Source organism: Streptomyces sp. NPDC007162, from assembly GCF_040634175.1.
Lineage (GTDB): Bacteria > Actinomycetota > Actinomycetes > Streptomycetales > Streptomycetaceae > Streptomyces.
Genome location: NZ_JBEYFC010000312.1, coordinates 1 through 10736, shown reverse-complemented (window position 1 = coordinate 10736; position 10736 = coordinate 1). Strand labels below are relative to the sequence as shown.

General features: G+C 69.2%; 8 protein-coding genes and 1 pseudogene. 1 reads left to right on the top strand and 8 read right to left on the bottom strand.

The genetic code is table 11. From position 1 onward, the window contains the following. Positions 1-22: 22 nt before the first annotated feature. Entirely contained in the window at positions 23-472 is a 450-nt protein-coding gene (locus ABZ646_RS29855; protein ID WP_360525475.1) for an ATP-binding protein, read from the bottom strand. A gap of 552 nt (positions 473-1024) precedes the next feature. Beyond that, a complete protein-coding gene (locus ABZ646_RS29850; protein ID WP_360525472.1) occupies positions 1025-1270 on the bottom strand; it encodes a transposase in 246 nt (81 codons plus the stop codon). Between the two features lie 289 nt (positions 1271-1559). On the opposite strand from ABZ646_RS29850, the gene ABZ646_RS29845 reads away from it, so the two are divergent. After that, positions 1560-3173, top strand: coding sequence for an IS1182 family transposase (locus tag ABZ646_RS29845; protein WP_360525469.1), 1614 nt, complete (start codon positions 1560-1562; stop codon positions 3171-3173). Between the two features lie 65 nt (positions 3174-3238). Here ABZ646_RS29845 and ABZ646_RS29840 read toward each other — a convergent pair whose 3' ends face one another. The 6 genes and pseudogenes from ABZ646_RS29840 to ABZ646_RS29815 all read right to left on the bottom strand — a co-directional run bounded on the left by ABZ646_RS29840 (position 3239) and on the right by ABZ646_RS29815 (position 10644). Then, positions 3239-4375, bottom strand: coding sequence for an XdhC/CoxI family protein (locus tag ABZ646_RS29840; RefSeq protein ID WP_360525466.1), 1137 nt, complete (start codon positions 4373-4375; stop codon positions 3239-3241). Between the two features lie 152 nt (positions 4376-4527). Further along, positions 4528-6726 (bottom strand): annotated as a pseudogene (locus ABZ646_RS29835) (xanthine dehydrogenase family protein molybdopterin-binding subunit). Continuing rightward, complete coding sequence (locus tag ABZ646_RS29830) at positions 6723-7703, bottom strand: xanthine dehydrogenase family protein subunit M (protein WP_360525463.1); 981 nt, start codon at positions 7701-7703, stop codon at positions 6723-6725. Before ABZ646_RS29830 ends, ABZ646_RS29835 begins: the two are co-directional and overlap by 4 nt. A gap of 9 nt (positions 7704-7712) precedes the next feature. Further along, entirely contained in the window at positions 7713-8360 is a 648-nt protein-coding gene (locus ABZ646_RS29825; RefSeq protein ID WP_360525460.1) for a (2Fe-2S)-binding protein, read from the bottom strand. 219 nt (positions 8361-8579) lie between these two features. Beyond that, the gene (locus tag ABZ646_RS29820; RefSeq protein ID WP_360525457.1) at positions 8580-9602 is read right to left on the bottom strand and encodes a zinc-dependent alcohol dehydrogenase family protein; all 1023 of its coding nucleotides are present in this window, start codon (positions 9600-9602) and stop codon (positions 8580-8582) included. 94 nt (positions 9603-9696) lie between these two features. Continuing rightward, a complete protein-coding gene (locus ABZ646_RS29815) occupies positions 9697-10644 on the bottom strand; it encodes an MFS transporter (protein WP_360525454.1) in 948 nt (315 codons plus the stop codon). Positions 10645-10736 lie beyond the last annotated feature (92 nt).

Here is a 10736-nt window from a genome sequence, read left to right as displayed (position 1 = left end):
CGGTGCGCAACTCTCGCGAGGGTCAGCCGGCAGGCTGATGCAAGGGCAGGTGTGCGACGACTCGTTTGCCCGTGCCCAGGGCGATGGTACGCACCTGGTCGCAGAGCCGGGTGACCAGGTGCAGGCCGTGTCCGCCGATGCGGCCGGCGTCGGACACCTGGAGACGGGGCGGGAGCGGGGAGCTGTCACGGACGCTGATCCGCAACTGGGCGGCGTCCGGCGAGACTTCGAGCATGAGTTCACCCGGTCCGGGTGCGTGACGGACGGCATTGGTGACCAGTTCGCTGACGACGAGCTCGGCGTCCTGGCTGGAACGCTCGCGCGGATGGTGTCCTGCCCGTGCCAGCAGCGAACGCACGGCGTGGCGGGCCTCGGCGATGTGCGCACCCCTGGTGCCCCAAGCGGCGCCGTAGCGCCAGGGCGCACTCGGCCGCTGCTCTTCCGGTGTCTGCTTACTGAGCGTGGTAGTCATGGAGGATCCCTTGTCGGTTTCCTTGGCATTTCTTCATGTGCAATAGGACTTGCCTGTATTCGCCTACCCGCTGTGACGCCATTACGCCTCTGGCGGCCTACTGGGCGACTGAGGGGTGGCTGTCAGGACGAGAGCGGCTTGGTCGTCGTCCATGCCCGTGGTACCGGTACGCGCACGACTTGGGTGACAGTGTGGTCGCTGCGATGGTGTGGCTCTGAGTAGCCAGCGCGTGCGTGAGGCGGTCTTCACCGAACTGCTCCCCATGGTGGACGGGGCTTCGGCGAGGCCCTCGGTGTAGAGCAGCAGACTCTCGGTTGGATGGAGGTGAAGCCGGTGCCTGAATCAGTGCTCATCCTCAGGCAGGCGGAAGTCAAAAGTGCCTGATCGCCAGGGACCGTGCTCGGTCAACTCCGAGTCCAGCCGCCGCAAGACGGCCGGGACGCTCTCGCAGCCGCGGTCGGCAGGGTTCGCCTGCGGGAAATGGCGCACGGTCCAATGCGTCTGCAGGTGAGTCGTCGCTCGCACGGGTGATTCGCCGATGCAGGCGCGTGCCTACAAGCGGGCTGCGGCAAATACCACGAAGGCTCCGGCCCGCTGCCAGCGGTTCAGGCGCCGCCACCAGGTCTGCCCGAATCTGAATCCCAGCTCCAGCGGCAGGAGTTGCCAGGCGATGTCCTGGTGCAGGACGTACAGGATGCCCTGCAGGCAGAGCCGATCATCCACTGGCCTGCGCCTCGGCGACCGCGTCGGCCAGGGCGGCCGCAGTGGTTCGATCAGCGCCCACAAGTCGTCGTCCACGATCCACGGCCGAGTCGTCACACCCGCCGAACGGTCAGATCGTTACAACAGTCACGCTCGACCGGGACACCGCAGCAAGATCTCTTGGCGAGCTTAGCTTGACTCTGTCGGGGATCTTGGAGTTTCCCGGTGCGGCAGCATGGTCAACGGGCATGCTCGGTAGTTCCGCCGGCCGATGCAGTTGTCGAGGTGCCCGTTGTCCCTTCGCCCCCGTTCCGGTGAGCAAGTCCCGCCTCTGACTGCGCAGGTTGCGTGGGCGAGCAACCCGGGTGGCACGACGGCGATATGGGTGCGTGACCGGCTCAATGGGCTGTGGTGCGACGAGGACTTCGCCGACTGGTATCCGCGGGACGGACGTCCGGGCCTCTCGCCAGCTCAACTGGCCACCGTCTGTGTTCTGCAGTTCCTGTTCGGCCTGTCGGACCGGCAGGCCGCCGAGGCAGTCCGCTGCCGCATCGACTTCAAATATGCGATGGCCATGGAACTGGATGACCCTGGTTTCCACCACAGTGTGCTGGCAGACTTCCGCGATCGTCTCGCTGAAGACGGCCGTGCTGACCGTCTCCTCGACCTCGCGCTGGCCCGTCTCAACGAGACCGGGCTGGTGCGCGAGCGCACCACGCAGCGCACCGATTCCACCCATGTCCTGGCCGCGGTGCGTGGCCTGACCCGTCTGGAGCTGATCACCGAGGCGGTCCGCGCCGCACTCGAAGAAGTAGCCACCATGTCCCCTCACCTGCTCGACGAGCTGGTCGACGAGGGCTGGGGGCTCCGTTACGGCCGGCCGGTCCGCCTGGGCAAGAACCCCACCAAGCCCATGACCAGGATTCTTGCCGCCGGAAACGACGCCGTCCGGCTCCTGGAACACCTCTACCAGCACGGAGCCGACCGCATGGCCGGTCCTCGTGTCCAGGGCCTGCGGCGGATCATGGTGCAGAACTACCACCGTGACGCCGCAGGACACCTGCGCTGGCGCACCGCCGAGAAGGAAGGCGGGCCCGGACTGCCGCCCTCGTCCCGGACCATCGTCTCCCCCTACGACACCTCGGCCCGCTACGCACGGCACGGACACATCATCAGCTGGAAGGGGTTCACCGCCCACCTGACCGAGACCTGTGCACCCGACGCCCCCAACGTGATCACGGACGTGGCCACCACCGCGGCCACCACCCACGACAGCCAGGTCCTGCCCGGCATCCACACCCGTCTGTCCCGCCGCGGACTGCTGCCCGCCGAGCATCTGGTCGACGCCGGCTACACCTCCCTGCCCCACCTGGAGCAAGCCGCCCGCGAACACCACGTCACCGTCTCCGGGCCGCTGAAGAGCAACCCCACCCGCCAGCATCGCCTCAACGAGGGCTTCGCCCGGGACGACTTCCACATCGACTACGACAAGCAGCAGGTCACCTGCCCCCAGGGACAGGTCAGCGCGGGCTGGCACGGCCCCTACCCGACCTCCTCGCCCACCGCGGCCCCGCTGATCGTGGCGCGATTCACCAAGAGCCAGTGCCGCCCCTGCCCGGCCCGCACTCAGTGCACCAGCACCGCCGACAACGCCCGCACCGTGGGATTCCCCCCACGAGAACTCCGCGACCTGCAACTCCGCGTTCGCACCGAGCAACAGACGCCCGAGTGGAAGGCCCGCTACGCGGTCCGCTCCGGAGTGGAGGGCACGGTCAACCAGTTCGCCCACAGACACGGCATGCGACGCTGCCGCTACCGAGGACAGGGAAAGGCCCACATCCAGCACGTCCTGACGGCCATCGCCGTGAACATCGAGCGCCTCAGCGGACTGCCACCCACCGAGGAACCTCCCATCCCCCGCAGACCAACTGCTTTCCAGGACTACCTCGACCAGCGTGAGATTCCCCGGCCGAAGTCCTGGCGAGCCCAGGGCAGTTGACCTCGACAACTCCAAGATCCCCGACAGAGTCAAGCTTAGTGCCGACCAGGCACTCAATGCCCGGCTCACTTCATGGCTGCCCGTTCTCTTATGGCCGGCTGGTGGATCGGACCGCTGGTCGACGACAGGGGAAGCCCGGTGCCCCGGTTGGTGTGGGCGATGATCTCCGCTGTGATGGAGACGGCGGTCTCCTGCGGTGTGCGGGCGCAGAGGTCAAGGCCGATGGGGGACCGCAGCCGGGTCAGTTGGTCTTCGGTGAGGCCGGCCTGCCTCAGTAGGTGCATGCGCTCGTGGTGGGTGCGCCGCGAACCCATCGCGCCGATGTAGACGGCAGACGTGCCGAGCGCCAGGTGCAGTAGGGGGATGTCGAACTTGGCGTCGTGGGTGAGGACGCAGATGGCGGTGCGTTCGTCCACCTCGGTGTGTTCCAGGTAGCGGTGCGGCCAGTCGGTCACGACCTCGTCCGCGTGCGGGAAGCGGGCCGGGGTGGCAAAGACAGGGCGGGCGTCACACACGGTGATGCGGTAGCCGAGATAGGCCCCGGCCTGGCTGAGGGCGGCGGCGAAGTCGACGGCTCCGAAAATCAGCATGCGCGGGCGGGCGGCGTGGACGTGCACCAGCACGGACAGCGGTCCGGGACAGTCGTCTCCCCCGCCACCGGCCTCCGCACGTCCGGTGCGCCCCATTCGCATCAGGGCACGGGCCTGGTCCGCTACCGCCCGGTATACCGGTCCGCTGTCCATGGTTCCGTGGGCGACGTGGTCGTCGCCCAGGATGCTCACAGTCGCGCCGAGGAGGTGGTCAGGGCCGTCCACGATCTGTGCCACGGCCGTCGGCCGGCCCTCGGTGACCTCGGCGAAGGCGGCGGTCAGGTGGGGCTGCTGGGTGGGGTCGATCCGCTGGACGAGGACGTCGAGTTCGCCGCCGCAGGTCAGGCCGACGGCGAAGGCGTCGTCGTCGGAGTAGCCGAACCAGGCGCGTTGTGAGGGGCCCTGGTCGTGGAGCAACTGTTGGCACAGCTCGTACACCGCGCCTTCGACGCAGCCGCCGGAGATGCTGCCGACCGCGTTGCCTTCTTCGTCGACCGCGACCGCCGTGCCGATGGGCAGGGGTGCGCTGCCGGTGACGTCGACGACGGTGGCCAGGGCGAAGGGTCGGGCTGCGCGGCACCAGCGGTGCAGCACGTCTGCGATGTTGAGCATGGACTGCCTCCGGCGTGTGCTTCTTCGTGTGGTGGGGCGGGCCGCCGCCGTACCCTCCGGGGAGTGGGAGTGGCGGCGGCCCTGGATGGCCCGGCAGCCGGACGGGGGGCTGGCGGCCGGGCCGGCCTGGACGGTCCTTGACGGCTCCGGGGTCAGAGCAACGCGTCGGTGGTGATGGGCAGTTCGCGGATGCGGCGGCCGGTGGCGTTGAAGACCGCGTTGGCGATGGCGGACGCCACCCCTACCTGGACGATCTCGCCGAGCCCCTTGACGCCGATCGGATCGGCCCGCTTGTCCTCGCCCTGTAGGTAGATCGCCTTGATGTCGGGGATGTCGGCGTTGACCGGGACCAGGTAGTCGGCGAGGTTGGCGTTGACGATACGACCGTCGCGGTGGTCGGTGACCGTGTGCTCGAGGAGGGCCTGGCCGATGCCGCCGACCATGCCGCCGAGGGCCTGGCTGTCGGCGAGCTTGGGGCTGATGATGCGGCCCGCGTCGTAGACGCCGAGCATCCGCCGCACCCGCACCAGGCCCAGCGTCGCGTCCACTCCGACCTCGGTGAAGACCGCGCCGTAGGTGTAGTAGGAGTGCCGCTCGGGATTCGGCGGCCCTGTGTACGAGCCGTCGGCTTCGAGATGGGTGAGGTTGTTGCGGGCCAGCAGCTGCTGATAGGTCTCGCCACGAGAGGGGTTGCCCGCTACGTGCAGTCGCCCGCTGCGCACGACGACGTCCTCGGCCTTGGCACCGTACAGCGGCGACTCGCGGTCCTCGACGGCCAGTGTGATCGCCTGTCCCCGGACCCTGTTGCACGCGTCGAGGTTGGCGGAGCCGACGCACGCCATGGTCATCGAGCCGCCGTGTGCCGGGGTCTTGGGATACAGGGAGTCGCCGAGGCGGAAGGTCACCGCGCGCACGGCGAGCCCGAGCGCGTCGGCGGCGACCTGGGTCTGGGAGGTGTAGGTGCCCGGGCCCATGTCACTGGCGGCGGCCTCGACGACCGCGGTGCCGTCCGCGTTCAGGCGGGCCCGTGCCTCGGCCGCCTGGCCGTCGGGGTCGTACACGGCCGCGGCCATGCCCAGACCGATCAGCCAATCGCCGTCCCGCGCCGCGCGGGGCTCGGAGTCGCGGCGGTGCCAGCCGAACTCGCGGGCGCCCACGGTTTAGCACTCGCGCAGTCGGCGGGTGGACCAGGGCAGGCCGTTCGACTGGTCTTCGGCCGGCTCGTTGCGCAGGCGTAGCTCGATCGGGTCGATACGCAGCCGGTGCGCGAGTTCGTCCATGGCCGACTCGATGGCGAAGGACGCGTTCGCGAAGCCCGGGCCGCGCATCCACAGCGGGGTGTTCACGTCCAGCGGCACCGTCCGGTACGCCTGGCTGACGTTCGGCGTGCTGTAGAACATCTGGCCGGCGAGCATGATGTTCTCTTTGAACGTCTCGTACGACGAGGTCTCCGCGTCGATCTCGTGGACCGTGGCCTGCAGGCGGCCCCGCCGGTCGCTGCCCAGGCGCAGCCGGTACTCGTACCTGGGCCGGAAGCCGGTACCGAAGTACTGCTGCCTGCGGGTCAGGACCAGCTTGACGGGACGTTTCAGCTCGCGGGCGGCCAGCGCGGCGACGACCGTGTGCGGCCAGCAACGGGAGGCACTGCCGAAGCCGCCGCCGACGAAGGGGTTGATGACCCGCACGGACTTCATGGGCAGGTCGAACACCGTGGACAGCTCGGTCTGCGTGCCCACCACCCACTGCGTCTTGTCCCAGACGGTCAGCTTGTCACCGTCCCAGCGGGCGATGGTGGCGTGCGTCTCCATCGGGTTGTGGTGGTTGCGCGTCATGCGGTAAGTGAGATCCATCCGTACCGCCGCGTCACGCAGAGCGCCCTCGGCGTCGCCGCGCGCGTAGCGGGTCGGTTCATCCGCCGTGGCCCCGGTCAGGTCGGTCGAGGGCTGTTCAGCGTCGTAGCGGACCTCGACCAGGCTCGCGCCGTGCTGCGCGGCCTCCACGGTGGTGGCCACCACGACGGCGACGGGCTGGCCGTGGAAGAGGACCTTGTCGTCCTGGAAGACCCGCAGCCTGCGGCCTTCCGGGTTGTTCGAACCGTTGGAGTTGTCGCGATACGGCAGTTTCGGCGCGTTGCCGTGATGGATCACTCGCAGGACGCCCGGCTGGGCCTCGGCTGCGCCGGTGTCGATGGACGTGATGCGGCCGCGGCCGATGCTCGCGTCGACGATGACCGCGTGCACCACCCCGTCGACGTCGAATTCGGCGGCGTACCGCGCCCTGCCGGTGACCTTCAGAGGCCCGTCCACCCTCGACAGTGGTGCGCCGACGGCTGCCTGCGGCTGGGGGCTCACTTGGTACCTCCTACGATGCGCAGCTCACGTTCGACGGTCCGCTTCAGGAGTTCGACCTTGAACCGGTTGTGTTCCAGCGGGCGGGCCCCGTGCGCGGCTTGCGCGGCGGCGGCTTTCCACAAGGCAGCGGAAGGTCGTTCGTCGAGGAGGGCTCGCTCGACGGCGGACAGCTTCCACGGCACGGTGCCCACTCCCCCGGCGGCGACCTTGGCCTCGCGGATCACTCCGCCGCGTACGTGCAGCGCGACGGCAGCCGAGGTCAGGGCGAACTCGTAGGACTGCCGGTCGCGCACCTTCAGATAGCCGGACCTCAGCGGCCGAGGCAGGGCGGGGATCTCCACCGCCGTGATCAACTCGCCTCGCCCAAGCGCCTGTTCGCGGTTCGGGGTGTCATTGGGCTTGAGGAGGAAGTCGGCGAAGGGCACGGGGCGTTCCCCATGAGGGCCCAGCAGGTGCACGGTCGCCTCCAGTGCCGCGAAGGCCACGGCCACGTCGGAGGGATGGGTGGCCACGCAGGAGTCGGAGGCGCCGAGGATGGCGTGCGTGCGGTTGTAGCCGTGCAGGGCGGCACAACCGGAGCCGGGCTCGCGCTTGTTGCAGTCGGCGGTCACGTCACGGAAGTACGTGCAGCGGGTGCGCTGCATGATGTTGCCGCCGATGGTCGCCATGTTCCGCAGCTGGGCCGACGCGCTCAGCTCCAGCGCCTCGGAGACGACCGGGAACAGGGTGCGGACCTTGGGATGGGCAGCCGCCTCGGCCATGCTCACCAGCGCGCCGATGCGCAGGCCCCCGCGCTCGGTGACGGTGACTTCGCGCAGCGGCAGGCTGCTGATGTCGACGAGCGTCTCGGGTCGCTCGACCGTCTCCCGCATCAGGTCGACGAGGGTAGTGCCGCCGGCGAGGTAACGGCCGCCTGCGCGTCCGGCGTTGAGGGCTTCCCGGGTGTCGGAGGCGCGGGTGTAGGAGAAGGGATGCATGGGAGCCGCCTACTTCCGGCCGGCGGTCTGCTCGACCGCGCGCACGATCTTGACGTAGCAGCCACAGCGGCAGATGTTGCCGCTCATCCACTCGCGGATCTCCTCCGGTGAGTTGGTGTGGCCCTCCTGGATGCAGCCGACACCGGAGAGGATCTGCCCCGGTGTGCAGTAGCCGCACTGGAAGGCGTCCTCATCGATGAACGCCTTTTGCAGTGGGTGGAGTTCGTCTCCGTCGGCCAGGCCCTCGATGGTGGTGACCTCGGCGCCCTCCAGCCGCACCGCCAGCGTCAGACAGGAGTTCACCCGACGCCCGTCGACCAGCACGGTGCACGCCCCGCAGGCCCCTGCGTTGCATCCCTTCTTCGACCCGGTGAGGTCCAAGTGCTCGCGCAGCAGGTCCAGCAGGGAGGTGCGGTTGTCGACCGTCGCCGTCCTGCGGGTGCCGTTGACCGTCAGGGAGACCCGGCTGGAGGCAGACGCCCCCACGGCGCTCGCCTCCTCAGGATCGGCGAGGCTGGTCATGCCGACCACACCGCCCGCGACGACGCCACCGACCGCGGTACTGGTGGCGATGAACGCGCGCCGACTGGGCGCCGAGGACGACTCACTGGATCCGGTGGGGGGAGGAATTTCGAATTCAGAGGGGTCAGCAGACATATGTACGCCTTCACATCGTGGACGGATCAGCCGTGCACAGGAATACGACTGGGTGAGATTGCCGTCGCCGCAGGACGGGATGGCCAGGCACAGGGCATCGTCGCCCTCCCACGCGGCATGTCGCGCCATGGGGGGCCGGCTGGAGAGTCCCAACTCCCCAGCCGACCCCGTCTGTTGCGGTGGGGTGGAGCGGGCGGAGAAGAGGAGCGAAAGGCTGGGTCAGAAGGTGAGGATCACCTTGGTGGCGCGCCGCTCGTCCATCGCCTTGTAGCCCTCCGCGGCCTGCTCCAGCGGCAGGGTGAGGTCGAAGACCTTGCCGGGGTCGATCTCGCGGTCCCAGATGAGCTGGATCAGGTCGGGCAGGAACCGGCGCACAGGAGCGGGACCGCCAAGCGTGTGGATCCCGGCGAAGAACAGCTCGATCCCGGGGATCTTCACGTCGTAGTTCACGCCCACATAGCCCAGGTGCCCGCCGCCGCGGGTGGCGCCGACGGCCTGCATGAAGGACTCCTGGGTGCCGACCGCCTCGACCACCGAGTGCGCGCCGAGCCCGCCCGTGAGTTCCTTGATCTTCGCGATGCCCTCCTCGCCGCGCTCTTCGACGATGTCGGTGGCCCCGTAGTAGCGGGCCAGCTTCTGCCGCTCGGGGTGACGCGACATCGCGATGATCCGCTCGGCACCGAGCTGCTTGGCGGCGAGGACGGCCATCAGGCCGACCGCGCCGTCGCCGACGACCGCGACGGTCTTGCCGGGCCCGGCCTCGGCGGCGACGGCGGCGTACCAGCCGGTGCCGAGCACGTCGGAGGCGGCCAGCAGGGAGGGGATCAGCTCGGGCTCGGGCTGGCCGGGGGTGGCGACCAGGGTGCCGTCGGCATGCGGGATGCGGGCCTTCTCTGCCTGGGTGCCGATCGTCTGCGAGACGAACTCGGCGTGCACGCACTTGGACTGGAACCCGGCCCGGCAGATCTCGCACGTGTTGTCGGAGATGACGAACGACCCGACGACGAAGTCGCCCACCTTGACATTCTTGACCTCGGAGCCGATCTCCTCCACGACGCCCACGTACTCGTGGCCCATGACCTGGTGATCGGCGGGCTCGATGCCGCGGTACGGCCACAGGTCGGAGCCGCAGATACAGGTCGCGGTCAGCCTCACGATGGCGTCGGTCGGCTCGACGATCTTCGGATCCTCGCGCTCCTCCACCCGGACGTCGCCGGCCGTGTACATCACTACTCCACGCATGGTGGGTCTCCTTGCTCTGTTGTGCCGGCGCCTACGGCGCCAGTTCGTGTCCGGGACGGCACGGCAGTGCCGCGACCTGCTGGGTTGGTGGGACTCACACCGGCGAGCGCCGGCGCTGGATGCATGCGATGGCGATCGTGGGGATGAGGGTCAGTGCCGCAATGACGGTGCCGATGACGGCAGGGCCCGTGGCGCCCAAGGAGGAGTCGAGGGCGAGTCCGGCGATCCAGGAACCGATGGCGGTGCCGAGGTTGAACGCCGACACGGTTAGTGCTGACCCCAGGGTCGGGGCCTGGCCCGCGAAGCGCACTCCCAGGGAAATGAGCACCGGGTTCGTCCCCAGACCGAACAGCCCCAGCAGGGCGATCAGGACGACCGTGGGCGCAGCGTGGGTGGACAGCAGGCAGATCGCCAGCAGCAGAACGGTGGTCACCGCGGGGGCCGCGATCGTCGTCGCGTGCGGACGGTGGTCCCCCAGTCGGCCTCCCACCAGGAAACCTCCCAGGGCCCCCAGACCGAAACCGACCAGCACCAGCGGCACCAGACCGGCAGCCAGATGGGCCCGGTCGGTCAGCAGCGGCGAAATGTAGGTGTACGTCGACAGCACGCCACCGGTCGTGGTCGCGCAGGCCGCCAGCGCCAGCCACAGACGCCCCGAACGCAGAGCCGCCAGCTCGGAGCGCACGGAGATCGCCTGGCCGCCGTCGGTGTCGTGCGGAACCTGGCGGGCGATGAGAGCCATGGCGGCCGCTCCGAGGACGGCCAGGGCCCAGAACGGTCCCCTCCAGCCCATGAGCTGTCCGGCGAAGGCGCCCAGCGGCACGCCGACGACGTTGGCGAGCATCGCGCCGGCGCCCACGACGCCCAGAGCGCGGGAACTCGCGGCGGGACCCACGGCACGGGTGGCCACCACGTTGGCCACCGCCCAGAACGCCCCCGTTGCCAGCGCCGTCAGGAACCGCGCGCTCAGCAGCAGGGTGAAGCTGGAGCCGAGTGCGACGATGACGTGTCCGGCCGCGAAGACGCCCAGGGCAAGGATCAATGCCGCGTAGTTAAGCGCCGGGAGGTCGTGTCAAGCGGTTCGGGTGAAGTGGGGGTATGGGGGCGGGGCTCCGCGTAGGACAGGTGGTCTGC

Excerpts from the sequence above, each read along its gene's own strand:
- ABZ646_RS29855 (WP_360525475.1), bottom strand. The coding sequence starts at position 472 with ATGACTACCACGCTCAGTAAGCAGACACCGGAAGAGCAGCGGCCGAGT.
- ABZ646_RS29840 (WP_360525466.1), bottom strand. The coding sequence starts at position 4,375 with ATGCTCAACATCGCAGACGTGCTGCACCGCTGGTGCCGCGCAGCCCGA.
- ABZ646_RS29830 (WP_360525463.1), bottom strand. The coding sequence starts at position 7,703 with ATGCATCCCTTCTCCTACACCCGCGCCTCCGACACCCGGGAAGCCCTC.
- ABZ646_RS29825 (WP_360525460.1), bottom strand. The coding sequence starts at position 8,360 with ATGTCTGCTGACCCCTCTGAATTCGAAATTCCTCCCCCCACCGGATCC.
- ABZ646_RS29820 (WP_360525457.1), bottom strand. The coding sequence starts at position 9,602 with ATGCGTGGAGTAGTGATGTACACGGCCGGCGACGTCCGGGTGGAGGAG.